This is a genomic window from Stenotrophomonas sp. BR163 (assembly GCF_047520985.2).
GTDB classification, from domain to species: domain Bacteria; phylum Pseudomonadota; class Gammaproteobacteria; order Xanthomonadales; family Xanthomonadaceae; genus Stenotrophomonas; species Stenotrophomonas sepilia.
This window is the reverse complement of record NZ_JAXBRE020000021.1, coordinates 1-24,357: the sequence shown is the minus strand read 5'-3', so window position 1 is coordinate 24,357 and position 24,357 is coordinate 1. Positions and strand designations below refer to the sequence as shown.

Here is a 24,357-nt window from a genome sequence, read left to right as displayed (position 1 = left end):
AACGCCATCCACGCACGGCTTGGATCTACTGTAGAGCCGAGCCTATGCTCGGCTGATCGCCGCCGCTAATCCACGATGGCCGCTGCGATGTCGTGCAGCAACCGCGCGTTACGCTCCACGTCGCTACCTTTTTCACCCGTGGCCACCAGACTGTAGGTCTTGCTGCGGCCCGTCCAGGCAAGCTCCACCCGGGTGTGGCCAACGCCATCAGCACGCTTCCTCAGTTGAGCAGGTACGCCATTGACCGTGGTGTTCTGCGCCTCGGCGATGGCTTCGATGTGCGTGCCCGCAGCGAGGAAGTTGTTCTCGCTGAACTCAACGATGCCGGCACCTTGAAGCCGGTAAAAGCGGGTCAGCCCCGAAGACTTTTCTCCATCCAACGCACCACTGGGCTCCATGCCGATCATCTCGGCTGGGCCCAGGAGACTGCCTTCCAGCCTGCTGGGCGGCTGTGGCAGGCGCTGGCGCAGCTCCGACGCCGAACGCTGACGTCGAGGCAGGGCTGCAAGCATTTGGGCCTGCGTCGGGATACTGCCCTCCGCAACCCGCACCACCCCTTCGGATCGCGCGATGTCAGCACGAAACTGGTGCTTCACCTCTTCAGGTGCGTCCAGGTCCGCCAATCGCACGATGCGGTAGCTGCCCACGCCGGCGGACAACCTTCCCATAGTCGAATCCTTATCCCGCATTGCCATCTGCAGGGCACGTTGGTGCAGCCACCGTCCCACCGGATCGGGATCTGTACCCGACTCGGACGCGTGGGCGGACATCGATATCGCCAATAAGATTGCGATGCAAACAAGCTTATTCATGATGCTCACCACTCCGAAAGTTGGCAGTCGACCGCGCTCGTGGACTGAGTGAATAAGCGCCCGTACAGCACCCATGTGTGATAGCCGTGGACGACCATCCGCTCCGGATCGGAGCCATCCCCCGCGTAGAAGCGCCAGGAGAAGTGCCCGTTGTTGGCTGCACCGAAGACGTGCTTTGGCTCGATGTTCCCCAGCGGGATGTGTCTGGTGACGGCGGACCCTTGGAAGTTACGAAACTGAGGCCGATCGTGGGTAACGGATTCATTGATGAATCCGATACAGTTCGCCCGGCTCAATGCTTTCACTTCCGCTGAAGCATTGCCGGCAAGGCAGGCAACCGCAGCACCCAGAACGATGGGCAGAGAAAAGTGGCTTCTCATTGATTGCTCCACAGAATTGCGAGTGATCTCGCACGTCCTGTGTATCCACTCCGGATCATCCTGCCTGGCAAATCCATCCGCATCTGTGATCCATGACTCGCGGGGAGTCAGCGACGCGGCAAAGCCCTACACCTTGCCCGGTAGATTATTTGGCGCGGCGCAATCCTGGGGGAGGGAAAGCCGAAACCGGATGCACGGGATCAGGAGACCCATCCACGCATGGCGTGGATCTACTGCTGATCGACGTCACCCATGGTCTGGGGTAGATCCACACCATGCGTGGATGGATTGCCTGACGCTACGGATCCACCAGCGTCCCGACGCTCAGTTCCGGCATCCATACCCACAGGTCGTACGGCCGTTCCGCACCGGCAGCGACCCGCGGCCCCGTGGCAACCTGCTCTCGAAGTGGCCGCGCCATGCAACCGCCCGCGCATCCCCACGTCTGACCACGTTGCGCGCCCAACCGTACGCTGTAGATATCCAGGTCCCGCAGCTGCGACGCCATCGGATGCATCTGCATTTCCGACGGCATACCTTGCGGCCTTTGCAGCATGGCGTGCACGTTACCAGTCAGCACCAGCATGCGCGCATTGGCCGGTAGGCCTCGATAGAGCCGCCGCAACTCGGCTGCCATGAGGTCATCGCGTACCTGGTTGCCGCCCTTGCTGGCGTTGACGTCATAGCCAACGACGTCGATCACACGTCCCTGCGACTTCAGCACGCGCAGGCTTTCGATCATTGCCAGCATGTCGCGGCTGCGACGGCCGTCATGCTGGTCATCGCGCAGGGTCCAGAACGCACGCCCGCGCAGATGCTGGCGTGCCATCTCCCCGCCATCGGAAGCCAGGTAATCGCGCAGCGTGGGGGTTTCCCCGCGTGGCAGTTCCAGCGCCAGCAGGACCGGCCCGGTGCGGCTGTAGTCGTCCACCAGCTGCCGCACCAGCAGCGGCGTCTCGCAGGTTCCATGGAATTCGCCCAGCACCAGCAGGCGATGGTCAGCGGCGTATTGGCGGATCTGCGCGGTAGTGTCGTCGGCATGCGCGGTCACGGCCATGCCCAGCGCCAGCATCAGCGCGGTGGTCCAACGGAAGAACGAATGCATCCCTGCTGCTTCCTTTCCCTGGGGTCAGGAACAGCAATGGCGACGCCACTGGAAGAGATCAAGTGTAGAGCCGAGCCCACGCTCGGCTGCTCTTCCAATCCCCCCTCAGCCGAGCATGGGCTCGGCTCTACAGGTGGCGCTTCACAACCAGGGCAGGATCCAGTGGTCGACCAGCAGGAAGGCGAACAGCGCCATCAGGTAGACGATGGAGTAGTAGAACATCTTCATCGAGAACAGCTCATCCGGCGGGTTGAGCATGCGCCAGGCATACCAGAGGAACACCGCGTTGAGCACGATCGCGCCGCCCAGGTAGAACGCACCGCTCATGCCCACCAGGTACGGCAGCAGGCAGACCAGCGCCAGCACCACCGAATACACCATGATCTGCTTGCGGGTATGCACCACGCCGTGGGTCACCGGCAGCATCGGGATCTCCGCCTTGGCGTAATCCTCGCGGCGGAAGATCGCCAGCGCCCAGAAGTGCGGCGGCGTCCAGATGAAGATGATCAGCACCAGCAGCGACGAGTACGCCCAGTCCGACGAGCCCTGCATGCCGGTCACCGCAGCCCAGCCCAGCATCGGCGGCATCGCGCCGGCCAGGCCACCGATGACGATGTTCTGCGAGGTCGCGCGCTTGAGGTACACGGTGTAGATCACCGCGTAGCCGATCAGCGAGGCGAAGGTCAGCACCGCAGTGATCAGGTTCACCCACAGCACCAGGATGGTCATCGACAGCACGATCAGCACGCCGGCGAACACCAGCACCTGCCACGGCTTGACCTTGCCGACCACCAGCGGGCGCCACGACGTGCGTGCCATCTGCGCATCGATGTGCGCATCCAGCAACTGGTTGATCGCGGCGGCCGCCGAAGCGGCCAGCCAGATGCCGAGGAAGCCGAGCAGGCCGGCGCGCACCTGCTCCCAGCTGGGCACGCCCGGAATAGCCAGGACCATGCCGACCAGGGCAGTGAAGACAATGAGGGCGACGACCTTGGGCTTGGTCAGGTCCCAGTACTGGCGGTAGTTAAAAAACATGGAATCAGTCCGGGGCGCGCAGGCGGGCCAGCAGGCTGACCAGCACGAACAACAGGGCAACGGCCACGCCGTTGTGGGCCACGGCCACTTCCAGTGGCAGCGCCAGCTTCACATTGAGGATGCCGAGGGTGACCTGCAGCACCAGCAGCGCGATCAGCGCGCTGGCCCAGCCGCGCATGCTCGGCAACCGGAACAGGCGCACGCCCAGCCACAGCAGGTAGATGGCCACCACCATCGCGAACAGGCGGTGCGCCATCTGGATGGCGATACGGGAAGCACCATCCAGCACGCCACCTTCGTAGTCCACGCCGATGCCACGCCACAGGGTGAAGCCTTCGACGAAGTTGTGCTGCGGCCACCACTGGTTGGCACAGCGCGGGAAGTTGTCCAGCGAGGCACTGCCGCCGCCGCAGGCCAGCGCCGCGTAGTTGGCACTGACCCAGCCGCCCAGTGCGATCTGGGTGACCAGCACCGCCAGGCCGATGCGCAGCAGCCACTTCAGCTTCGGTGCCTCGGCCAGGGTGATCGGCATGTGCGTCGCACGCCAGGCCATCCAGGCCAGCAGGGCGAACATCAGCATGCCGCCCAGCAGGTGGCCCATCACCACGATGGGCTTGAGCAGCAGGGTCACCGTCCACATGCCCAGCAGGGCCTGGAAGATCACCACCGCCAGGGTCAGCAGTGCAGCGCGTGCCAGGTCGATGTTGCTCCAGCGCAGCGCGGCGATCAGCAGGATCGCCTCGCCGATCAGAGCCAATGCGCTGGCGGTGCCATGCCAGCCCATCATGTACAGCGGTATGCCAGCGGCCACCAGCACGCAGGCGGTCACCACTGCCGTGGTTCCAAAGCGGCGCTTGCGCGTGGCCAGCAGGGCCAGGGTCAGGATCTCGATGCCCAGCGCGCCGGCCAGGAAGCGGTGCACCTGCTCACGCCAGGCCTTGTGGGTCTCCAGCGGGCGGATCTCCGCCGCCGGGTGGCCGATGGTCTCTTCCACGTGCTGCGGCCAGGTGGCCTGGCCATAGCAGGTCGGCCAGTCCGGGCAGCTCAGGCCGGCATCGGACAGGCGTACGAACGCGCCGAACATGATCGTGCTCGCGGTCATGATCATGGCGAACCACGCCAGGCGGTGGAAATTGCGGTGCAGCGCCGGACGCGCGGAAAGGCTCATCAAACGGGACTCACTTCAGTTTCAGCAACGTGGCCATGTCCTTGCGCAGGCCACCCAGGTCACTGCCGGGGGCATGGCGCATGATCACGAAGCCGTTCGGATCGATCACGTAGACCGGCAGTCCCGCCGGATCATCGACGCCCGGCAACGCCGCGCGCAGGGCTGGCGACGGAGCCAGCGGCCGCAGCGCGGGCAGCGAGGCGATCGACGCCGGTGGCGTACCCAGCCACAGGATCTCGACATTATCGGCGTTATGGCCGAACAGCTGCCACACCTTGCCCAGCCCCTGCGACAAAGTGACGCACTGCGCGTCGCAGGCACCGGCCGGCGCCACCAGCAGGCGCCAGGTGCGGGCTTCGGGGTTCCAAGGATAGGGCTGGCCACTGGCCAGGGTCGGCGCCTGCTGGCGCAGATCGACCGGCGGCTTCAGCAGCTGTCCCGCATTGCGGTGGCCGGTGGGCTGCCAGCCGGAGAAGCGCAATACCGCGGCCAGCGCCATCGCCCCGAAGAACACGGCAAACAGCAGCACCAGGGTCCGGCGGCCGGAGCCGCGCGCCTGCGGGGACGTAGCAGTGTTCATGCGGGGCATTTTCTCATGGTTGGGTAAACGATGCCGGTAGTGCCGGCCGCTGCCCGGCATCCAGGAATCCGGGGATTGCTGGCCAGCGGCCGGCACTACCGGGCGATGGGCCGTCTCCTGCGCCGCTCCAGCACCAGCGCCACCACCAGCACGGTCAGGGCCAGGCCGAACCACTGCACGGCGTAGCCCAGGTGTCGCTGAGGCGGCAGCGTGTTCGGCAGCAGGTCCAGATCGCGCTCGTCGCCGAAGGGCAGCGCCGGGTCCAGTCGCAGGACCCGCTCGGGCAGCGTTGGCAGGCCCAGCGCTGCGGCGAGGCCCTCGGCCGGCAAGCGGCTGGCCAGCCAGCGCCCGGCCTCACCGGTGGCGGAGAACGCCGGGCCCAGTACCAGCCCCGCCGAAGGCGGTGGCGCCAGCAACCCGCGCACCGCCACCGGCGAAGGCGGCGCCGGTATGTCCGGCAGCGTGCGATCCGGCGGCAGCGCGCGCCAGCCAAGATCGACCAGCAGCACGCTGCCTTCGTCACTGCGGAACGGGCGATAGATCTTTACGCCGGCACGGCCATGCCGGGTCTGGTTGTCCAGCAGCACCACGCCAGGCAGGAAGCGGCCGTGGTCGGCCACACCGTGCAACGCGCCGGGGGCTGCCAGGGCCTGCGCCAGCGGCAGCGCCTGAGCCACCGCTGGCCCCTGCGCATCCAACATTGACTGTTTGGCATGCATGCGCTGCAGCTGCCACAGCCCCAATGCAGTGAAACCGGCCATCGCCAGCACGGCCAGCAACCATCCGATCACGCGTGTGTGCTGGCGCATCATGACAAGTCCGCGCAAACGCGGTCAGATAGGCGCACCCACCCTGCCCTCGAGCCGCGCATGAGTGATTCGCTGAAGACCCTGCTGGTAATCGCGTTTCTGATCGTCATCGTCTGGAACCTGGGCGCCGGCCTGTATTACCTGCTGGTCGACCGCGGCCAGACCAAGCGCACGGTCAACGCACTGACACGTCGCATCGCGGTGTCGGTGGCGTTGATCGTACTGGTGATCGTGAGCATCTACATGGGCTGGATCAAGCCGCACGGCGTCGGCGGCTGAGGCCACCGATGCGTGCGTGGTCAAAGCACGTAGACGAACAGGAACAGCATCAGCCACACCACGTCGACGAAGTGCCAGTACCACGCGGCCGCTTCGAAACCGAAATGGTTGTCGCGGGTGAAGTGTCCCTTGGCCGAACGCAGCCACATCACGATCAGCATGATCGTGCCCAGCAGCACGTGCGCGCCGTGGAAGCCGGTCAGCATGAAGAATGTCGAACCGTAGATACCCGAACCGAGCGTCAGGTTCAGCTCCTTGTAGGCGTGGATGTACTCCTCCGCCTGCAGGGTCAGGAAACCGAGGCCGAGCACCACGGTCAGGCCCAGCCAGATCAGCAGCTGGCGGCGGTTGCCGGCCTTCAGCGCGTGATGGGCGATGGTCAGGGTCACGCCGGAGGTGAGCAGGATCAGCGTATTGATCAGCGGCAGGCCCCACGCCGGGATGGTCTGGAAGGCACCACCGATCGCCGCCGGGCCATTGGTCGGCCATCCGGCGGAGTAGCCCTGCCAGAGCAGCTCGTTGGTCATCACCCCGCGGCCTTCGCCACTGAGCCACGACAGGCCCAGGTTGCGGGTGTAGAACAGCGCGCCGAAGAAGGCGCCGAAGAACATCACCTCGGAGAAGATGAACCAGATCATCCCCATCCGGAACGAGCCATCGACCTGGTGGTTGTAGTTGCCGGCCTGCGATTCGCGCACCACGTCGCTGAACCACCAGAACAGGGTCAACACCAGCATCGCGATGCCGATGTAGAACGTCCAGCGCCCCCAGCTGGCATCGTTGAGCCAGCTGGCCACGCCCACCATGGTCACCATCATCGCGATGGACCCCACGAAGGGCCATTTGCTCTGGGCCGGGACGAAGTACACGTTGGCGTCGGTCGGTGTCTGTGCCATGTCGGTATCCGGGTCAGGGTGCGGCGTGCGCGCCGTCCGGGGTGGCGGCCGGGGCCAGCCGATCGGACAACGCGTCGTTGCGGTAGAAGGTGTAGGACAAGGTGATCGTCTTGATTTCCGGCGGCAGGTCCGGATCGACGATGAAGCGCACCGGCATGTCGCGCTTCTCGCCGGCCTGCAGCGTCTGCGCGGTGAAACAGAAGCACTCGGTCTTGCTGAAGAAGCCCGACGCGCGGGCCGGCGCCACCGAAGGCACCGCGCTGCCAACGACTGCCTGCTGGCTGTCGTTGCGGGCGAAGTACAGCGCCTCGTTGAGTTCGCCGGGCACCACGTCCATGGTCAGCTGCTCGGGATGGAACGACCACGGCAGGCGCGAATTGACGCCGCCATCGAACTCCACCCGCACGGTGCGCTTGCCAGCTGCAGCACCCGTACTGGCTTCACCACCCGGGCCGCGTTCCAGGCGTACGCCGAATACCTTTTCGCAGGCAATGCGGTACAGCGGCACCAGCGAGAAGGTCAGCAGGAAGACGGCCACTGCCACGCCGATCAGGCGCGGCAGCCCGGCACTGGGTGACCGCGTGCTGGCCGGTGCCTCGCTCATCGGCCGATCACCCCGCTGAGGATGAAGCCGACGTAGACCAGCACCGCGATGGCGCCGACCCACATCGCCGTGCGCCGGGCACGCTGGCGCTGCTGTTCGATGCCATTGCTCTGGCTGTCGCTCTGGTAGAGCCGACCGCTGGTCGGCTGCTCTTCGTAGTTGTAGAGCCGAGCCATGCTCGGCTGCTTTTCGTCAGCCGGGCATGGCTCGGCCCTACAGGTCTGCAGTGGGCTCTCGTTATGCATGCCCCACCTCAATGCGTGATGTCGTCATGCGCCAGATCCCCCGGACGGATGGTCGGCGGCGTGGTGAAGGTGTGCGCCGGTGCCGGCGATGGCAGCGTCCACTCCAGCCCGCGTGCACCTTCCCAGCTGCGTGCTTCGGCCTTCTCGCCGTTGCGCAGCGAGGACAGCAGGATCGCGGCCATCATGAACGGCGTGACGAACATGCCGAACGCACCGATCGAGCTGATCAGGTTCCAGTCGGCAAACGCTACGCTGTAGTCCGGAATGCGACGCGGCATGCCGGCCAGGCCGAGGAAGTGCTGCGGGAAGAACAGCAGGTTGACGAACACGATCGACCACCAGAAGTGCACCTTGGCCCACTTCTCGCTGTACATCCGTCCCGTCCACTTCGGCCACCAGTAATACACCGCCGCGATCAGCGCGAACACCGCGCCGGTCACCAGCACGTAGTGGAAATGCGCAACCACGAAGTAGGTGTCGTGGTACTGGAAGTCGGCCGCCACGATCGCCAGCATCAGGCCGGAGAAGCCACCGATGGTGAACAGGATGACGAAGGCCACCGACCACAGCATCGGCGCCTCGAACGTCAGCGAGCCCCGCCACATGGTGCTGACCCAGTTGAACACCTTCACGCCGGTCGGGATCGAGATCAGCATGGTGGCGAACATGAAGTAGATCTCGCCGCCCAGGGGCATGCCCACGGTGAACATGTGGTGGGCCCAGACGATGAACGACAGGAACGCGATCGCGGCGGTGGCGTACACCATCGCCTGGTAGCCGAACAGCGGCTTGCGGCTGAAGGTCGGGATGATCTCGCTGACCACGCCGAAGGCGGGCAGGATCATGATGTAGACCTCGGGATGGCCGAAGAACCAGAAGATGTGCTGGTACATCACCGGGTCACCGCCACCGGCGGCATTGAAGAAGCTGGTGCCGAAGAACTTGTCGGTCAGCAGCATGGTCACCGCACCGGCCAGCACCGGCATCACCGCGATCAGCAGGAAGGCGGTGATCAGCCAGGCCCAGCAGAAGATCGGCATCTTCAGCAGGTCGATGCCCGGCGCGCGCATGTTCAGCACGGTGGCGATGATGTTGATCGCACCCATGATCGAGCTGATGCCGGCCACGTGGATGGCGAACACGCTGAAGGCCACGTTGTAGCCGCCCTGCAGCGACAGCGGCGGATACAGCGTCCAGCCACCGGCCGGTGCACCACCCGGCAGGAACAGCGTCAGCAGCAGCAGGCTGAAGGCCACCGGCAGCAGCCAGAACGACCAGTTGTTCATGCGCGGCAGCGCCATGTCCGGCGCACCGATCTGCAGCGGGATCATCCAGTTGGCAAGGCCGACGAACGCCGGCATCACGCCGCCGAAGATCATCACCAGCGCATGCACGGTGGTCATCTGGTTGAAGAACTCGGGCTTGACGAACTGCAGGCCCGGCTGCGCCAGCTCGGCGCGGATCACCACGCTCATCGCCGCACCGATGATGAACATGATGAAGCTGAAACCCAGGTACAGCGTGCCGATGTCCTTGTGGTTGGTCGAGAAGAACCAACGCTCGAAGAAGCTCTGGTGGTGATGGTGATCGTCGTGCCCAACTGCCGAGTGCGCCATTGCAAAACACCTCTCAGAATCGGTTGTCACCACGGCCGCGAGCGGCCGCGGGCTTTACATCACGCGCCGCTGGCCGCAACCGCAGGTGCGTTGCCGGCTTCGGCAGCAGCAGGTGCCGCCGGTGCTTCGCCCGCAGGGGCAGCCGGTTCTGCAGGTGCCGCAGGGGGGGCGGGCTCGGCCGGCGGTGCAGGCTTGCGCTGCGCCAGCCACTGCTTGAAGTCCTCCTTGGACACCGCCTCGACCACGATCGGCATGAAGCCGTGGTCCTTGCCGCACAGCTCGGCGCACTGCCCGCGGTACACCCCGGGCTGCTCGATGCTGGTCCAGGCTTCGTTGATGAAGCCGGGGATGGCGTCCTGCTTCCAGCCCAGCGCCGGTACCCACCAGGCGTGGATCACGTCGTCGGAGGTGATGACGAAACGCACCTTGGTATCGACCGGCAACACCAGCCGGTTGTCGACGTCCAGCAGGTAGTGCGGATGGCTTTCACGGGTCGGCACGATGCCACTTTGCCGCACGCGGTCGGACTCGCGGTCCAGGCGACTGGTGAAGGTGACGTTCTCCCCGAGGTATTCGTACTTCCACATCCACTGGTAGCCGGTGACCTTGACCGTCATCTCGGCATCGCGGGTGTCGTACATCTTGATCAGGTTGGCCGTGGCCGGCCACGCCATCACGATCAAGATGATCACCGGGATCACCGTCCAGATGATCTCGGCCTTGGTGTTATGGCTGAAGGTGGCGGCGACCGCGCCCTTGGATTTGCGGAACTTGAAGATGGCGTAGGCCATCGCGCCGAACACGATGACGCCGATCACCGTGCAGATGATCAACGAAAGGTTGTTCGATTCCCAGGCCAGGCGCGAGGTCTGGGTCACCCCCTTGCCCATGTTCAGCTGCCACGGCTTGGGATCGGCCGCCTGGGCCCAGGCCAACGCCGGCATCAGTCCCCCGGTCGCCAGCACTGCGGCAACCGCGTTCACGCACTTCGTGCCCCACCTGCTGCTTTGCTTCATTGCCTAGACCCTTAGCGTCGTCGGTTGCCGCCATCGCTGGCGGCGAGCAAGCTTTCAAGTGTCTCTGCGAGCGTCTGGCGTTCGGCCGGCGCGAGGAAACTCCCCACCTCCACCTGCCGGCCGCTGGATGCCAGCCGGACCCTCTCATCGTCGGTGAGCAGGCGCACCCAGTGCGGGTGGGCCCGGAACACCGGCGATCCACCGGGTACGGGGATGACCTCCACGTACGCCGGCACTACCCGGATCTCCTCCTGCCGTTCACCGCTGCGCCACAAGGCACGCAGCGCCGCCGCCAGCACCAGGCTGTACAGCAGCGCGAACAGGGGGGCGAATGCATTGCCGGCCCACCACCCGAGGGCGGACACCAGCCACATCGCACCCGACAACACGGTGAACAACAGGACGAACTGCCGGGCATCGAGCGCCCGTGGGGGACGCAGCCGCAGCTGCGTACCTGACCCATCCGGAGCTGGAAGCACCTCGATCATGTCGCAACCGCGTTCCTGCCGCGGGAAACGTCTCGATGGTAGCCCCGCCCTCTCGCCGGTAGCAAGGGTGCATTCACACTTTTTCCGATGCTGCAACACAGCATGCGGTCGGCGGCACGGATGACGAATTCAGCACAAACATCGCCGGGTTTGCTGAACACGCCGAATCCACCACCGTTAGTGGCTATCAGCCCTTCATGAAGGTGTCTGCGTGGCACTTCCGAAGGCCTCAAAAATGATTAAAATCGCCAAGTTTTCCACTGGCCGGACCGGCATGAACGCACCTTCCTCCTCCCCTGCCGCCCACGACGCCCCGCGTCCGGGCGCGCTGCTGTCGCCGGAACTGCCGGCGCCCCCCAACCCGTTCCGCCAGGCCATCACCGATGCCTGGTTGAAGGACGAGGCCAGCCACGTCCGCGAGCTGCTGGCGCAGGCGCGCCTGCCCGCCGAGGAACAGGCCAGGGTGCAGGCGCTGGCCGCCGACCTGGTCGGCCGCGTGCGCGTGCGTGCCAAGGACCAGGGCGCGATCGAAGCCTTCATGCGCCAGTACGACCTGGGCAGCGAGGAAGGCGTGCTGCTGATGTGCGTGGCCGAAGCGCTGCTGCGTATTCCGGACCAGGACACCGCCGACAAGCTGATCCGCGACAAGCTGGCCGATGCCGACTGGGAAAAGCACCTGGGCGGCAGCGACTCGGTGCTGGTCAATGCCTCCACCTGGGGCCTGATGCTGACCGGCAAGCTGGTGCAGATGAACGACGCCACGCGCGCCGATGCGCCCAGCGCATTCAAGCGCCTGGTCGGCCGCGTCGGTGAGCCGGTGGTGCGCCTGGCCGTGCGCCAGGCGATGAAGATCATGGGCCACCAGTTCGTCATGGGCCGCACCATCAGCGAAGCGCTGGCGCGCTCGCACAAGGGCGACAACGCCAGCTACCGCTACTCGTTCGACATGCTCGGCGAAGGCGCGCTGACCATGAAGGATGCACTGCGCTACCTGGAAGATTACCGTCGCGCGATCCACGCCATCGGCGGTGATCACAAGGCCCGCGGCGGCCGCCCGGACGGCGACGTCAACAACGCTCCGGGCATCTCGATCAAGCTGTCGGCGCTGTACCCCCGCTACGAGCACGCCAAGCGTGAGCGCGTGCTGAAGGACTTGGTGCCGGGCGTGCTGGAACTGGCACAGCTGGCCAAGAGCTACGGCATCGGCTGCACCGTCGACGCCGAAGAGTCCGACCGCCTGGAACTGTCGCTGGACATCATCGAGCAGGTGTTCTCCGACGCCTCTCTGGCTGGCTGGGATGGCTTCGGTGTGGTCGTACAGGCCTACCAGAAGCGCACGCCGTACACAATCGACCACCTGGCCGACATGGCACGCCGTGCCGGTCGCCGCCTCCAGGTGCGCCTGGTCAAGGGCGCCTACTGGGATGCCGAGATCAAGCGTGCGCAGATCGAAGGCTACCCGGGCTACCCGGTGTTCACCCGCAAGCAGAACACCGACGTGTCCTACCTGGCCTGCGCCAAGCGGCTGTTCACCCATGCGGACGCGATCTACCCGATGTTCGCCACGCACAACGCGCACACGATCGCGGCCGTGCGCAGCATCGCCAACGGCGGCGTGTACGAGCACCAGAAGCTGCACGGCATGGGCGACGACCTGTACGCCGAAGTGGTGCCGGCCGACCGCTTGAACCTGCCCTGCCGCGTGTACGCCCCGGTCGGTTCGCACGAGGACCTGCTGCCGTACCTGGTGCGCCGCCTGCTGGAAAACGGCGCCAACTCCAGCTTCGTCAACCGCATCACCGACGAGCGCGTGCCGATCGCCGACCTGATCCGCGATCCGGTCGAGATGGTCGCCTCGTTCGAATCGATTCCGCATCCCAAGATCCCGCTGCCGGTTGACCTGCTGCGCAGCCAGAACCACGACAGGAAGAACTCCATGGGCGCCAACCTCGCCAACGACAACGAACTGCGCGCCCTGGCCGAGCAGCTCAACGCCGCCGTGAAGCCGTGGCAGGCCTCGCCGCTGGTACCGGGTGCCAACCCGGCCGGCGCCGCGCTGCCGGTGACCAACCCGGCCGACACCCGCGAGGTGGTCGGCCAGTGGCTGGCCGCCGATGCCGCCACCGTGCAGAAGGCCCTGGCCAACGCCGTGGCTGCGCAGCCGGCCTGGAACCGCACCCCGGCCGCCAGCCGCGCCGCCATCCTCGAGCACGCCGCCGACCAGCTGGAGGCGCGCATGCCGGAGTTCATGGCGCTGTGCGTGAAGGAAGCCGGCAAGAGCCTGCCCGACAGCATCGCCGAAGTGCGGGAAGCCGTGGATTTCCTGCGCTATTACGCCAAGCAGGCACGCGAGCAGTTCAGCCACGCCGAGAAGCTGCCCAGCCCGACCGGCGAGTCCAACGAACTGCAGCTGCATGGCCGCGGCGTGTTCGTCTGCATCAGCCCGTGGAACTTCCCGCTGGCGATCTTCCTGGGCCAGGTCGCCGCTGCCCTGGCCGCCGGCAACAGCGTCATCGCCAAGCCGGCCGAGCAGACCAACCTGATCGGCTACTACGCGGTGAAGCTGCTGCACGATGCCGGCGTGCCGGCCGAGGTGGTGCAGTTCCTGCCGGGCGACGGCGCCACCGTGGGTGCGGCGCTGACCGCCGACCCGCGCGTGGCCGGCGTGGCCTTCACCGGCTCCACCGAGACCGCCCGTGCGATCAACCGCGCGATGGCCGCGCGTGACGCCGCCATCGGCGTGCTGATCGCCGAGACCGGCGGCCAGAACGCCTTCATCGCCGACTCCTCGGCGCTGCCGGAACAGCTGGTCAAGGACGCGATCGGTTCGGCCTTCACCTCCGCTGGCCAGCGCTGCTCGGCCGCGCGCGTGCTGTTCGTGCAGGACGACATCGCCGACAAGGTGATGACCATGCTGGCCGGCGCGATGAAGGAGCTGAAGGTTGGCAACCCGGGCCTGCTGTCTACCGACGTCGGCCCGGTGATCGATGCCGACGCGCTGAAGATCCTCCAGGACCACGCCGAGCGCATGGACCGCGAAGCGCGCCTGATCGCCGCCGCCGAGCTGTCCGCCGAAGCCGCCAATGGCACCTTCTTCGCACCGCGCGCGTATGAACTGAAGGACTTGGGCCAGCTGCAGAAGGAAGTCTTCGGTCCGGTCCTGCACGTAATCCGCTGGAAGGGCGACCAGCTCGACGCGGTGATCGACCAGATCAACGCCACCGGCTACGGCCTGACCCTGGGCGTGCATTCGCGCATCGACGAGACCGTTGACCGCATCAGCAACGGCGTCCATGTCGGCAACGTGTACGTCAACCGCAACCAGATCGGCGCGGTGGTCGGCGTGCAGCCGTTCGGCGGCCAGGGCCTGTCCGGCACCGGCCCGAAGGCCGGCGGCCCGCACTACCTGCTGCGCTTTGCCACCGAAAAGACGGTGACGGTGAACACCACCGCCGCCGGCGGCAACGCCTCGCTGCTGACCCTGGGCGACTGATCGCCTGCTTGGTGCGGTAAACAAGAAACCCCGCGAATGCGGGGTTTCTTGTGTTTTGCTTCCTGTAGCGCCGGGCCCATGCTCGGCTTTTCCGGCGCAGCCGAGCGTGGGCTCGGCTCTACAGGAATTCAGGTGCCGTCGTGGCCTCGGCCCGCATCAGATTGCGCCAGTGCCCGAGAGCAACAAGTGCATTGACCCAGAAACCGATGTACAGGATCGAGGTCAGGTGCAGGCCACGGCTGTAGTACAGCGGCACTGCAACGGTGTTTACCAGCAGCCAGACCCACCACGACTCCAGCTTGCGCCGCATCATCAGGATCTGCGCGATCACGCTCAGCACCAGTACCGCCGAATCGATGTACGGCGCATAGGCATTGGTCAGTCGGGTCAGCATCCAGCCGTAGCCGAAGGTGGCCACTACCGCCAGCGGCGCCAGCCAGGCCCAGGCACGCGGCCGCAATGAAGTAATCGGCAACGGCGCACCATGATCGCCGCGCAGCCACTGCCACCAGCCCAGCACGCTGATCGCGATGAAGAAGAACTGCAGCACCATGTCCGCGTACAGGTGCGAGCGTTCGAACACCGCCGCGAACAGCGCGCAGCCTACGATGCCCAGCCACCAGGTGTGCACGTTGTTGCGGCCGGCCAGCAGGATCGAGCCGGCGACGGCGATGTTGGCGGCCAGCTCCAGCTGGAAGTTCGGGTCGGACAGGTTCATGGCGCTATTGTCGTGGATCCACGCGCTGCGTAGACAACCCGGTAGATCCTCGCCATGCGTGGATGGAAATCAAGGCCGCACGCGCACCAGCAATCGCTGGCTTTCTCCGCTTCCCCAGCGTCCTGGCTGCAGGCCGGTTGAAGAGAGCAACGGCGCAAGCCAGTCAGGCGGAACGATGTCCCAGATCACGCCACCGAACGGATGCGGCCATGGCGTTCCCTGAGGATTCGGCGAATGCAGGAACAACGCACTCTGACCGGTATCCGGCGCCAGCGTCACCCAACACTGCACATGCTCCCGCCCGCTCGACGCAACCCGTTCAAGCAGCCGTAGGAGCCCTGCGGCAACGGCGATGCGATCACTGATATGGCGATTGCCGCGCCCCATCCAGTCAAGATGCGTGTGCCAGTAGTCGAACCATTCCGACTCCAACACGCGATCCAGAGTCGCGTTCGCCTTGGCCTCTTCCCGAGCCCAGTATCGGATCATCCGCTTCTGGTAGCGACGATCAACCATTTTGTATTCGCCTGCACTGCGTAAATCCCGGCAAGGTGGCAGGCACTCCCAATAAAGTCACGAGCCGGAAGCGTCATCCATGCATAAAAAAAAGGCCCCGCCTGCGCGGGGCCCTCCGTGTCCTGCTTCAGGCAATCGCCCGAATCAGAACTTGTACTGCATCGACGCCGCCAGCACGTCGCCGCTCACCTTGTACTTGCCGGTCACGGTGTTGGCAGTGGCCGAGGTCGAGGTGATGTTCGGATCCTTGGTGAACAGGTGGGTGTAACCCACGCTGTATTCCATCTTGTCCGAAGCGGCGTAGGTCAGGCCCAGCGACAGCCACTTGCGGGTGGTGTCCGGCACGCGCACGTCACGGTGGGCGTCGGTGGTCGGGGTCTGGTCGTACGCCAGGCCGCCACGCAGGGTCAGCTTGTCGTTCACGCGGAAATCGGTACCGATCGACGCGAAGGTGGTGTCGCGGTAGTGGAACGGCAGCACGCTGTCCGGCTGGTTGGAGTCATAGTCGACGGTGACCTGGTCGAACTTGCTCCACGCCGTGCGCGTGACCTCGGCCATGATCTGCCACTGGTCGTTCACGCGGTGGGTGAAGCCCATGGTGGCGCTGGCCGGCAGGGTGATGGTGGCGCGGCCGTTGCTGTCGATGAAGGTACCCGGGGCGGCAGTGGCCAGGAAGGCGGCAGCGTTCTGCGGGATGGTGAAGTCGGCCTTGCCGTCGGTGATCTTGTGCTCGACCTTCGAGCGGTAGCTGAAGGCGATGTTGGTGCCTTCCACCGGGGTGACCGTCATGCCCAGGGTGTAGCCGACCGACACTTCGTCGCCCTTGATGCGCAGGTAGCCATCGGCGGTGCCCGGCGAGAAGCCGAGCTGGGCGGCCTGGCGTGCAGCGGCCTGCGACGCCGCCGCAGCCTGGGCTGCGGTGCCGCCTGCAGCCAGCACACGCGCCGCAGCGGTGCGCTGGGCCGTGGCGTTGATCGCGGTGCCGGTATCGACAGCGCTGGTCAGGTCGACGTTCAGGCGCTCGGCGAACACCGAAGCACCGAACGACAGGTACGGGTTGACGTCGTAGGAGAACGCCACGCCCAGGTCGATGGCCTGCAGCTCGGTCTTGACGCCGTTGTAGCGGCCGACCCAGTCGCGGTCGTATTCGGTCTTGAAACCGAACGGCACGGTCAGCGAAGCACCGAAGTGCATGTTGTCGTTCTCGCCGAACGGCACGTGGAAGTACGCGGCCGGAACCGGGGCGATCATGCCGGCGTCGCCGCCGTTGCCACCGGAAATCGGCGCGCCGTTGCCGTACTGGCCCTGGCCGCGGAACTTGGCGCCGAAGCTGATGGCGCTGACGTCGCCCTGGACCAGGGTGCCGTCGAGCAGGCGCATGGAGGCCGGGTTGGTGGCGATGACCGAGGCGTCACCTTCGGTCGAGGTGGAGCCGGCGAACGCGCGGCCCAGGCCCTTGGCGCTGTTTTCCTTCAGCTGGAAGGCGGCAGCATTGGCATCGGCGGCGGCCAGCGCACCGGCAACGCCGACGGCCAGCAGGGTCAGTCGGGCAATGGTGGAAGCGGTTTGCATCGTAGTTCTCTCTCTCCGGTAAGCGGTGATGGTGCTCTGAGTGCGCCTGCGCCCGCCGGGTCCTGGGACCCATCGGAGCGCGCCGGATTCCCCTCCCGACATACGACGCCGTATGCGAGTATTACCCAGACCTGTTAATGAAACAATAACAGCGCAGGCGGTTTTTTCGTCTCAAAAGCTGAACAGGACCATCCCCACCGAAAGTGGCCGCACGCTAGGCTATTGGCATGTTCGTCTCGCTCCCGTCCCGCAAGAAGGCGGCCCTGCGCTGGGCCACGCCCGTGCTGTTCGCGTCATTGTGGCTGGCATTCCTGTGGTCGATCTCGCGTCCGGACGATGCCCGCGGCAGCCTCTGGCTGGACTGGGGCGCCCTGTCCACCGGTCTGACCCACCCGCTGGACTGGTGGGCGACCCTGCAGGACGGCAGCGTGCTGCGCCTGTTCACCGCCCTGTTCCTGCACGCCGACTGGTCACATCTGCTGGGCAACCTGGTGTTCCTGCTGATCTTCGGCCTGCCCGCCGAGCGGGTGCTGGGGCCGTGGCGGCTGCTGCTGCTGTTCCTGGTCGGCGGCGCAGTGTCGAACCTGGTCGCGATCTACACCATGGGCAGCCCGGACCAGATCATCATCGGCGCCAGCGGCGCGGTGTCGGCCCTGATCGGCGCCTATCTGGCCCTGTTCCCGGGCGCGCGGCTGGGCGTGGTGATCCCGCTCGGCCTGTTCCTGGAGTTCGTGCGCGCGCCGGCCTATCTGTTGATCGGCGTCTGGGCGGCACTGCAGGTGGTGTTCGCCCACATCGGCCCCAGCTTCGGCATGGTGGCCTGGTGGGCGCACATCGGCGGCTTCGTGTTCGGCGTGGTGTACGGGGTCTACGTGCGGGCGGCCATCGCCCGCCGCCTGCGCAAGCGCCACGGCTTCTGACGCCGGGTAGTGCCGGCCGCTGGCCGGCTCCACGCTCACCGGCCGGTTCGTAGCGTCGAGCGTGCTCGATTCCTTCATCGATATGGATCTGCTCCGTCCGCGATGATGCTGAATGCGTCACTCGCGACTGACCACCAACGTGTTGTGGTGGGTATCGAACAGCAGCGTAGCGCCGTCATCCAGCACCACGAAGTACTCAAAGAACGGCAACTCGCCGAGCAAAGGAATCAGTTCACTTGCCTGCAGAGTCCAGATCGGCCACGGCAATGCGCGCTCATCTGACGCTACCAAGCAGATTTCGCCGTTCACTTCCGCCAGCAGTTTCGCCAAGCAGGAAAGGCCTTCATCGCTGCCGTCGTATAGGATCGTCTGATCAGCCGACGCTTTGCCGGTCCACCAATAGACGAGGCACGGATCAATTCCATGGCGACTCGCCAAGGATTCCAGCAAGCCAGTGGCACGGTCAATCGGCAGCGGATCGCGACCAAGCAGTTGGCTGATCGTGGTCGCGAGGTTCGAATCATCCATGGACCGATTCTATCGGGCGACACCTCGGCTGCGCCGCCTTCCGGATGAACGGGGCGTCCGCCGGGCACGGCCCGGCGCTACCTCACGGCTTCGCCGGGGCCGGTGCGGGCTTTGCTTCCGGCTTTGCTTCCGGCTTAGGTTCGACCTTCGCTTCGGGCTTCACCGCAGCGGCCTTCGCGGCCTCGGCGGCATCCGCCTTCGCGGCCTCGGCCTTCAACCGTGCGGCCACCGAACCGGGGTTCTTCAGCTCGGCCAGCGCGTCGTTGATCGGGCCGTCGCCCGGCAGCACCGCACCGGCGTGGTAGCCCTCGGTGCCTTCGTCATCGCCGCGCAGATGGCCCGGCAGTGTCGCTTCGCTGTAATCGCTCAGGCTGGCCGGCAGGGCATCCTCCGCCGGAGTGGCGGCGGGCTTCAACTCAACATCCGGCACGATGCCGGTGGCCTGGATCGACTTGCCGCTGGGCGTGTAGTAGCGCGCGGTGGTCAGCTTCACCGAATCGCCGTTGTCCAGCGGCAGCACGGTCTGCACCGAGCCCTTGCCGAAGGTGCGGCTGCCCACCACGCGTGCGCGCTTGTTGTCGCGCAGCGCGCCAGCCAGCACTTCCGAGGCGCTGGCCGAACCGGCATCGGCCAGCACCACCACCGGTGCGCCCTTCAGCAGGTCGCCCGGGGTCGCGTCGAACCGGGCATCGCTGATGCTGATGCGGCCGCGGGTGCTGACGATGTTGCCCTTGTCGAGCAGATCGTCGGCCACCTGCACCGCAGCGGTCAGCAGGCCACCCGGGTTGCTGCGCAGATCCAGCACCAGGCCCTTGAGCTGGCCACCGGACTGCTTCTGCAGCTGCTGCACGTGCTTCTGGAAGTCCGAGCCGGTATCGGCCTGGAAGGTGCTCAGGCGGATATAGCCATAGCCCGGCTCGAGCAGGCGGCTGCGCACGCTGGTCACGCGGATGGTCTGGCGAGTCAGGCTGACATCGAACGGCTTCGGCTTGCCGTCACGCACGATGGTCAGCACCACCTTGCTGCCGGCCGGGCCGCGCAGCGGTTCACTCGCATCGATCGCGCTGATCGGCTTGCCGTCGATGGCGATGATCAGATCGCCGGCAAGGATGCCGGCCTTGGCTGCCGGCGTGTCGTCGATCGGCGCGATCACCTTCATGCTGGCGTTGTCCGGCTGCTGCTGCAGCTCCACGCCGATGCCCTCGTAGGCACCGTTGGCCTGCTCGTCGAAGGCCTGCGCGTCTTCCTTGTTGAAGTAGGTGCTGTGCGGATCAAGGTCGAGCAGCAGGCCACGCACGGCTGACTGCATCAGCTTCTTGTCATCGACCGGGTCGACATAGGCGGCGCGCACCGCGTTGTACACGGCCACGAAACGGCGGATTTCCTCCAGCGGCACCTTCGAGGTCACCGCCTCCTCGCTGTTCGCTGCCTGCCCGCTGGTTTCCTGGCTCGGGGCGGGCGCGGTCTGCTGCGCCCAGGACAGCGCTGGCAACAGGGCCAGCAAGAGGGTGGCGGTACGGGTTGCGCGCATGGATCACTCCTGTCGACGGTGGCATGGTGCCCAAGGCACATGCACCGATTATGCGCGAAGCACAGCTAAATTCCCGTTGAATCCGGCCCGCATCCGGCGGGCCAGGATTCAGCGCCGCTGCAGCCAGCTGTCCGGGTTGACCGGCTGCCCGCCACGGCGCAGCTCGAAGTACAGCGCGGTGACGCCCTGGCCGCCGGAATTGCCGACCTTGGCCACGGCATCGCCGCGGCTGACCCGCGCGCCAGCATCCTTCAGCAGGGTGTCGTTATGCGCGTAAAGGCTCATGTAGCCGTTGCCGTGGTCGACGATCAGGATCATGCCGTAGCCGGTCATCCAGTCGGAGAACACCACGGTGCCATCGGCCACGGCCGTGACCGTGCTGCCGGCTGGCGCGCCGATCAGCACACCGCTGCTGGTGCGCCCATCGGGCAGCTTGCCGCCATAGCGGGCCAGCAGGTTGCCGGACAACGGCCACCCCAGGCCGCCGACCTTCGGCGCCGGTGCCGACGCCACCGCAGGTGGAACCTTGGTGGGCGGCGGTGGACGGCCCTGCGCGGCGGCCTGGCGTGCGGCGCGCTCGGCAGCGGCTTTCTCGGCGGCGGCCCGGCGTGCAGCGGCGCGCCGCTCGGCTTCGGCCCGCGCGGCAGCGGCACGCAGGTTGGCCAGCAGCGTTTCCAGTGCCTTGGCGTCCTGGCCCAATGCCTGTTCCTTCTCGCGCTGGTCCTTGAAGCGCTCTTCCAGCGAGGCAACGGTCTTTGCGCGATCGCGGCGGTCCGCTTCCAGGGCGGCTGCCTGCTGTTTCTGGTCCTGCTGCGTCCCCTGCAGCTTCTGCTTGCGCTCGGCGATCTGCGCCTGCAGCGCTTCCAGTTCCTTCAGGTCGGCGGTCAGCGTGGTGATCCGCTGCGCACGCTCGCGCTGCAGGTAGCGATGGTAGGCCAGGGCGCGGTTGGCATCGGCCACCGTGTCCTGCGACAGCAGCAGCTTCAGCGGTGCGTGGTTGCCCAACTGATACGCCGCGCGCAACAGCCCGGCCAGTTCGCGGTGCTGCTGGGCCAGGTTGCCCTGCAGCGTGCTGCGGCGCTGCTCGGCTTCGGCGAGGGCGCGGCCCTGCTCGCGCAGCGCGGCTTCCGTCTGCGCAAGTGCACGACCGGTGCGGGCTACCTTCTCGTCGGCCTCGCGCAGCTGCCGCGACGCCTGCCCGCGCTGGCCCTCGATCTGCCGTCGCTCCTGCGCCACGCCCTTCAGTTCGGTACGCAGTTTCTGCAGCTTGCGCTCGGTCTCGCGGGTGGTCTGCGCACCGCTGGGCAGCGGCAGGGCCAGCGCCAACGCCAGCCCCAGCAGCAGGCAGCGACCGCCGCGGGCAGCGGCGATGTGATGTCGGCGTGATGGGAAGGCGTTGTCGCGCAAGGGCTTTCCAGTGACTTCAGGCAGTTGCGGGGGCTACCGGGGAATGGTGACATCTCCGCACGCGGCCTGCCAGCCGCACATCCATCGAGGTCGCCATGAAAACTCTTTCCATTCCGCTGCTGTTGGGCGTACTGCTGGCCACCGGGCCGGTCTGTGCGCAGGAGAACATCAGCAAGGTCAACGGCAGCATCAGCGCCGAACCCGGTCAACGCTACGGCAAGCTGGACACCGTCAACGGCGGCATCCGCGTCGGCGAGGGCGTCGAGACCGGCAGCATCGACACCGTCAACGGCGGGGTGAAGGTCGCCGACCGCGCGCGCACCGGCAAGATCGAAACGGTAAACGGTGGTGTGCGCCTGGGTCGTGAAGTGATCGCCAGTGGCGGCGTCAGCACCGTCAACGGCAGCATCTTCACCGATCGCGGCAGCCAGATCGAAGGCGGCGTCGAGACCGTCAACGGCGGCATCGGCCTGGTCGAGAGCCGCGTCGGCAAGGACGTGGAGACCGTCAATGGTGACATCACCGTCGGTATCGGTTCGCAGGTCAACGGCGGTGTGCATGTGCGCAAGCCGAACTTCAGTGTCTCGCTGACCGCCAGCCACAAGCCGCGCGTGATCATCGGCCCGAATGCGGTGGTCACCGGCCCCCTGCAGTTCGAACGCGAAGTGGTGCTGTACGTGCATCGCTCCGCTCGCATCGGCCCGGTGACCGGCGCCGAGCCAATCCCGTTCGACACCGATACCGCCCCGGCGGACTGAACCCGCCGGACCTGCCGGTTCGGTAATACTCACTGTTACCGGTCGCGCATCAGGTGCGGCCGCCCTTTGTTCTCCAGGAATCGACGATGCCCCGCAAACTCCTCCTGTGCCTGGCCGCCGCGGCCGCGCTCAGTGCCTGCAAAGGCGAAAACACGCCCGCCGCCGCGCCGGCCACCGACACCCCTGCGGCGAAGCCGGCCGCCCATTCGTTCTCCCCGGAGATCAATGCCGGCGACTTCGCCGAGATGGTCAAGACGCTGGCCTCGGATGAGTTCGAAGGCCGCGCGCCGGGCAGCAAGGGCGAAGAGCTGACGGTCAACTACATCCGCGACCAGATGCAGCGCATCGGCCTGCAGCCCGGCAACGGCGACAGCTGGTTCCAGGATGTGCCGATGACCGAGACCACGGCCGACGAATCGACCGTGCTGAAGATCACCCAGGGCGGCAAGACCACCGAGCTGAAGTTCGGCACCGACATGGTGGTGGGTACCCGCACCGGCCAGGCCGAGGTAAAGGTCGATGCCAGCGACCTGGTGTTCGTCGGCTATGGCGTCGATGCGCCGGAGCAGAAGTGGAACGATTACGCCGGCCAGGACTGGAAGGGCAAGACGGTCGTCATGTTCGTCAACGACCCGGGCTTCCACGTCGAGGACGAGAAGCTGTTCGACGGCAAGCGCATGACCTACTACGGCCGCTGGACCTACAAGTTCGAGGAAGCCGCCCGCAAGGGCGCCGCCGCCGCGCTGATCGTGCACGATACCGCCGGCGCCTCCTACGGCTGGGACGTGGTGAAGAATTCCTGGGCGGGCCCGCAGTACGACCTGCCGGCCAAGGATGACCCGGAAGCCCGTATTCCGGTGCAGGGCTGGCTGAGTGCCGACGCGGCCAAGGCGCTGTTTGCCGGAGCCGGCCTGGACCTGGCGCAGGCCTACAAGGATGCCAGCAAGCGCGGTTTCAAGCCGGTGCCGCTGAAGGCCACCGCTGCGGTCGACCTGAAGAGCCAGATCGCACAGAAGCAGTCGCGCAACGTGGTCGGCGTGCTGCCGGGCAGCAAGCGTGCCGACGAGGCCGTGCTGTACATGGCGCACTGGGACCACCTGGGCAAGCATGAGGGTGAAACCGGCGACAACATCTACAACGGCGCCGTCGACAACGCGACCGGCGTGGCCGGCATTCTCGAAGTGGCCGAAGCCATGGCGCACCAGGACCCGAAGCCGGAGCGTTCGGTGGTGTTCCTGGCCGTGACCCTGGAAGAATCCGGCCTGCTGGGTTCGAAGTACTACGTCGCCCATCCGACCTTCCCGCTGGACAAGATCGCCGGTGTGATCAACATCGATGCGATGTCGGTGGCCGGCCGTGCCAAGGACGTGACCGTCACCGGCTTCGGCAGCTCGGAGCTGGAGGACATCCTCAAGCCGTTGGCCGCCGCCCAGGACCGTACGCTGCACGGTGAGACCTCGGTGCAAAGCGGCTTCTACTTCCGCTCGGATCACTTCAACTTCGCCAAGGCCGGTGTGCCGGCCCTGTACGCCGATGGCGGCGAGGACCTGCGCGAGGGTGGCGTGGAAGCGGGCCGCAAGGCCGCGGCGGACTACGGCGCCAACCGCTACCATGGCCCGAAGGACGAGTTCGACGCGGCCACCTGGAAGCTGGATGGCACCGTCGAAGACCTGCAGCTGATGTACGGCGTCGGCAAGGAGCTGGCCGGTGGTGATCGTTGGCCGAACTGGTATGCAGGCAACCCGTTCAAGGCGGCCCGCGACGCGATGATGAAGGACAAGGCTTCGGTCAAGTAAAGTCGGGCCATGCTCGACTGAGCATTGTTGAGAGCAGAGCGGGGCCCCCCCGGGCGGCGCGTTTATTTTTGATAACGTCGGCGGG

24 protein-coding genes are annotated in these 24,357 nt (G+C 66.2%); 5 read left to right on the top strand and 19 right to left on the bottom strand.

Annotated features, from left to right (window positions below):
* Window positions 1-65: 65 nt before the first annotated feature.
* From ACM0PY_RS15925 to ACM0PY_RS15895, 7 genes are all read right to left on the bottom strand, one after another.
* Window positions 66-812: a hypothetical protein gene (locus tag ACM0PY_RS15925; RefSeq protein WP_134972435.1), complete on the bottom strand. Its 747-nt coding sequence runs from the start codon at window positions 810-812 to the stop codon at window positions 66-68.
* 5 nt (window positions 813-817) lie between these two features.
* Window positions 818-1,192, bottom strand: coding sequence for a hypothetical protein (locus tag ACM0PY_RS15920; protein WP_180886017.1), 375 nt, complete (start codon window positions 1,190-1,192; stop codon window positions 818-820).
* Between the two features lie 298 nt (window positions 1,193-1,490).
* Window positions 1,491-2,297, bottom strand: coding sequence for a calcium-binding protein (locus ACM0PY_RS15915; protein ID WP_134972433.1), 807 nt, complete (start codon window positions 2,295-2,297; stop codon window positions 1,491-1,493).
* 141 nt (window positions 2,298-2,438) lie between these two features.
* Window positions 2,439-3,332 carry a heme o synthase gene (gene cyoE / locus ACM0PY_RS15910; protein WP_180886013.1) on the bottom strand — a complete coding sequence of 298 codons (894 nt, stop codon included), beginning with the start codon at window positions 3,330-3,332 and terminating at the stop codon, window positions 2,439-2,441.
* Window positions 3,333-3,336: 4 nt separating this feature from the next.
* On the bottom strand, window positions 3,337-4,500 hold the full coding sequence (locus ACM0PY_RS15905) for a COX15/CtaA family protein (RefSeq protein WP_180886011.1): 1,164 nt from the start codon (window positions 4,498-4,500) through the stop codon (window positions 3,337-3,339).
* Window positions 4,501-4,510: 10 nt separating this feature from the next.
* On the bottom strand, window positions 4,511-5,080 hold the full coding sequence (locus ACM0PY_RS15900) for a redox-active disulfide-containing membrane protein (RefSeq protein ID WP_069140018.1): 570 nt from the start codon (window positions 5,078-5,080) through the stop codon (window positions 4,511-4,513).
* Window positions 5,081-5,175: 95 nt separating this feature from the next.
* Entirely contained in the window at window positions 5,176-5,892 is a 717-nt protein-coding gene (locus ACM0PY_RS15895) for an SURF1 family protein (protein WP_072169022.1), read from the bottom strand.
* A gap of 57 nt (window positions 5,893-5,949) precedes the next feature.
* Here ACM0PY_RS15895 and ACM0PY_RS15890 point away from each other — a divergent pair, with 57 nt between their 5' ends.
* The gene (locus ACM0PY_RS15890) at window positions 5,950-6,168 is read left to right on the top strand and encodes a twin transmembrane helix small protein (RefSeq protein WP_049416782.1); all 219 of its coding nucleotides are present in this window, start codon (window positions 5,950-5,952) and stop codon (window positions 6,166-6,168) included.
* 20 nt (window positions 6,169-6,188) lie between these two features.
* On the opposite strand, the gene ACM0PY_RS15885 is transcribed toward ACM0PY_RS15890, so the two are convergent.
* From ACM0PY_RS15885 to ACM0PY_RS15860, 6 genes are read right to left on the bottom strand one after another with little or no spacing between them, the layout of a single operon-like run.
* Window positions 6,189-7,064, bottom strand: coding sequence for a cytochrome c oxidase subunit 3 (locus ACM0PY_RS15885; RefSeq protein ID WP_005407793.1), 876 nt, complete (start codon window positions 7,062-7,064; stop codon window positions 6,189-6,191).
* Between the two features lie 13 nt (window positions 7,065-7,077).
* Entirely contained in the window at window positions 7,078-7,668 is a 591-nt protein-coding gene (locus ACM0PY_RS15880) for a cytochrome c oxidase assembly protein (RefSeq protein ID WP_134972618.1), read from the bottom strand.
* A complete protein-coding gene (locus ACM0PY_RS15875) occupies window positions 7,665-7,913 on the bottom strand; it encodes a hypothetical protein (protein WP_134972619.1) in 249 nt (82 codons plus the stop codon). The genes ACM0PY_RS15880 and ACM0PY_RS15875 overlap by 4 nt, the downstream gene beginning before the upstream one ends.
* An 8-nt stretch (window positions 7,914-7,921) precedes the next feature.
* Complete coding sequence (gene ctaD, locus ACM0PY_RS15870; RefSeq protein WP_005407790.1) at window positions 7,922-9,529, bottom strand: cytochrome c oxidase subunit I; 1,608 nt, start codon at window positions 9,527-9,529, stop codon at window positions 7,922-7,924.
* 59 nt (window positions 9,530-9,588) lie between these two features.
* Window positions 9,589-10,545, bottom strand: coding sequence for a cytochrome c oxidase subunit II (gene coxB, locus ACM0PY_RS15865; RefSeq protein WP_053498721.1), 957 nt, complete (start codon window positions 10,543-10,545; stop codon window positions 9,589-9,591).
* A gap of 11 nt (window positions 10,546-10,556) precedes the next feature.
* Entirely contained in the window at window positions 10,557-11,033 is a 477-nt protein-coding gene (locus tag ACM0PY_RS15860; RefSeq protein WP_021202927.1) for a DUF2244 domain-containing protein, read from the bottom strand.
* Between the two features lie 274 nt (window positions 11,034-11,307).
* Here ACM0PY_RS15860 and putA point away from each other — a divergent pair, with 274 nt between their 5' ends.
* Entirely contained in the window at window positions 11,308-14,526 is a 3,219-nt protein-coding gene (gene putA / locus ACM0PY_RS15855; RefSeq protein ID WP_180886009.1) for a bifunctional proline dehydrogenase/L-glutamate gamma-semialdehyde dehydrogenase PutA, read from the top strand.
* 118 nt (window positions 14,527-14,644) lie between these two features.
* Here the strand turns inward: putA and pnuC are convergent, their stop codons facing one another.
* The 3 genes from pnuC to ACM0PY_RS15840 form a co-directional block, all read right to left on the bottom strand.
* Window positions 14,645-15,244 carry a nicotinamide riboside transporter PnuC gene (pnuC, locus tag ACM0PY_RS15850; protein WP_005414997.1) on the bottom strand — a complete coding sequence of 200 codons (600 nt, stop codon included), beginning with the start codon at window positions 15,242-15,244 and terminating at the stop codon, window positions 14,645-14,647.
* 69 nt (window positions 15,245-15,313) lie between these two features.
* The gene (locus tag ACM0PY_RS15845) at window positions 15,314-15,760 is read right to left on the bottom strand and encodes a hypothetical protein (RefSeq protein ID WP_180886007.1); all 447 of its coding nucleotides are present in this window, start codon (window positions 15,758-15,760) and stop codon (window positions 15,314-15,316) included.
* Window positions 15,761-15,904: 144 nt separating this feature from the next.
* On the bottom strand, window positions 15,905-17,332 hold the full coding sequence (locus tag ACM0PY_RS15840) for an outer membrane protein transport protein (protein ID WP_019662229.1): 1,428 nt from the start codon (window positions 17,330-17,332) through the stop codon (window positions 15,905-15,907).
* Between the two features lie 227 nt (window positions 17,333-17,559).
* Between ACM0PY_RS15840 and ACM0PY_RS15835 the strand changes: the two genes are divergently transcribed.
* A complete protein-coding gene (locus ACM0PY_RS15835; protein WP_053498727.1) occupies window positions 17,560-18,252 on the top strand; it encodes a rhomboid family intramembrane serine protease in 693 nt (230 codons plus the stop codon).
* A gap of 117 nt (window positions 18,253-18,369) precedes the next feature.
* Here ACM0PY_RS15835 and ACM0PY_RS15830 read toward each other — a convergent pair whose 3' ends face one another.
* From ACM0PY_RS15830 to ACM0PY_RS15820, 3 genes are all read right to left on the bottom strand, one after another.
* Window positions 18,370-18,780: a hypothetical protein gene (locus ACM0PY_RS15830; protein ID WP_005414993.1), complete on the bottom strand. Its 411-nt coding sequence runs from the start codon at window positions 18,778-18,780 to the stop codon at window positions 18,370-18,372.
* 82 nt (window positions 18,781-18,862) lie between these two features.
* Window positions 18,863-20,311, bottom strand: coding sequence for a S41 family peptidase (locus ACM0PY_RS15825; protein ID WP_180886006.1), 1,449 nt, complete (start codon window positions 20,309-20,311; stop codon window positions 18,863-18,865).
* A 108-nt stretch (window positions 20,312-20,419) separates the two neighbouring features.
* A complete protein-coding gene (locus ACM0PY_RS15820) occupies window positions 20,420-21,718 on the bottom strand; it encodes a murein hydrolase activator EnvC family protein (RefSeq protein WP_111201303.1) in 1,299 nt (432 codons plus the stop codon).
* A 95-nt stretch (window positions 21,719-21,813) separates the two neighbouring features.
* Here ACM0PY_RS15820 and ACM0PY_RS15815 point away from each other — a divergent pair, with 95 nt between their 5' ends.
* Window positions 21,814-22,476, top strand: a complete 663-nt coding sequence (locus ACM0PY_RS15815) for a DUF4097 family beta strand repeat-containing protein (protein WP_414609330.1) — start codon at window positions 21,814-21,816, stop codon at window positions 22,474-22,476.
* 86 nt (window positions 22,477-22,562) lie between these two features.
* Window positions 22,563-24,272: a M28 family metallopeptidase gene (locus ACM0PY_RS15810; RefSeq protein WP_111201304.1), complete on the top strand. Its 1,710-nt coding sequence runs from the start codon at window positions 22,563-22,565 to the stop codon at window positions 24,270-24,272.
* Window positions 24,273-24,357 lie beyond the last annotated feature (85 nt).

Coding starts and splice junctions, on each gene's coding strand:
- ACM0PY_RS15830 (WP_005414993.1), bottom strand. CDS start 18,780: ATGGATGATTCGAACCTCGCGACCACGATCAGCCAACTGCTTGGTCGC.
- ACM0PY_RS15810 (WP_111201304.1), top strand. CDS start 22,563: ATGCCCCGCAAACTCCTCCTGTGCCTGGCCGCCGCGGCCGCGCTCAGT.
- ACM0PY_RS15905 (WP_180886011.1), bottom strand. CDS start 4,500: ATGAGCCTTTCCGCGCGTCCGGCGCTGCACCGCAATTTCCACCGCCTG.
- ACM0PY_RS15890 (WP_049416782.1), top strand. CDS start 5,950: ATGAGTGATTCGCTGAAGACCCTGCTGGTAATCGCGTTTCTGATCGTC.
- ACM0PY_RS15900 (WP_069140018.1), bottom strand. CDS start 5,080: ATGAACACTGCTACGTCCCCGCAGGCGCGCGGCTCCGGCCGCCGGACC.
- pnuC (WP_005414997.1), bottom strand. CDS start 15,244: ATGAACCTGTCCGACCCGAACTTCCAGCTGGAGCTGGCCGCCAACATC.
- ACM0PY_RS15925 (WP_134972435.1), bottom strand. CDS start 812: ATGAATAAGCTTGTTTGCATCGCAATCTTATTGGCGATATCGATGTCC.
- cyoE (WP_180886013.1), bottom strand. CDS start 3,332: ATGTTTTTTAACTACCGCCAGTACTGGGACCTGACCAAGCCCAAGGTC.
- ACM0PY_RS15915 (WP_134972433.1), bottom strand. CDS start 2,297: ATGCATTCGTTCTTCCGTTGGACCACCGCGCTGATGCTGGCGCTGGGC.
- ACM0PY_RS15860 (WP_021202927.1), bottom strand. CDS start 11,033: ATGATCGAGGTGCTTCCAGCTCCGGATGGGTCAGGTACGCAGCTGCGG.
- ACM0PY_RS15895 (WP_072169022.1), bottom strand. CDS start 5,892: ATGATGCGCCAGCACACACGCGTGATCGGATGGTTGCTGGCCGTGCTG.
- ACM0PY_RS15825 (WP_180886006.1), bottom strand. CDS start 20,311: ATGCGCGCAACCCGTACCGCCACCCTCTTGCTGGCCCTGTTGCCAGCG.
- ACM0PY_RS15885 (WP_005407793.1), bottom strand. CDS start 7,064: ATGGCACAGACACCGACCGACGCCAACGTGTACTTCGTCCCGGCCCAG.
- coxB (WP_053498721.1), bottom strand. CDS start 10,545: ATGAAGCAAAGCAGCAGGTGGGGCACGAAGTGCGTGAACGCGGTTGCC.
- ACM0PY_RS15875 (WP_134972619.1), bottom strand. CDS start 7,913: ATGCATAACGAGAGCCCACTGCAGACCTGTAGGGCCGAGCCATGCCCG.
- ACM0PY_RS15815 (WP_414609330.1), top strand. CDS start 21,814: ATGAAAACTCTTTCCATTCCGCTGCTGTTGGGCGTACTGCTGGCCACC.
- ACM0PY_RS15845 (WP_180886007.1), bottom strand. CDS start 15,760: ATGGTTGATCGTCGCTACCAGAAGCGGATGATCCGATACTGGGCTCGG.
- ACM0PY_RS15920 (WP_180886017.1), bottom strand. CDS start 1,192: ATGAGAAGCCACTTTTCTCTGCCCATCGTTCTGGGTGCTGCGGTTGCC.
- ctaD (WP_005407790.1), bottom strand. CDS start 9,529: ATGGCGCACTCGGCAGTTGGGCACGACGATCACCATCACCACCAGAGC.
- ACM0PY_RS15835 (WP_053498727.1), top strand. CDS start 17,560: ATGTTCGTCTCGCTCCCGTCCCGCAAGAAGGCGGCCCTGCGCTGGGCC.
- ACM0PY_RS15840 (WP_019662229.1), bottom strand. CDS start 17,332: ATGCAAACCGCTTCCACCATTGCCCGACTGACCCTGCTGGCCGTCGGC.
- putA (WP_180886009.1), top strand. CDS start 11,308: ATGAACGCACCTTCCTCCTCCCCTGCCGCCCACGACGCCCCGCGTCCG.
- ACM0PY_RS15880 (WP_134972618.1), bottom strand. CDS start 7,668: ATGAGCGAGGCACCGGCCAGCACGCGGTCACCCAGTGCCGGGCTGCCG.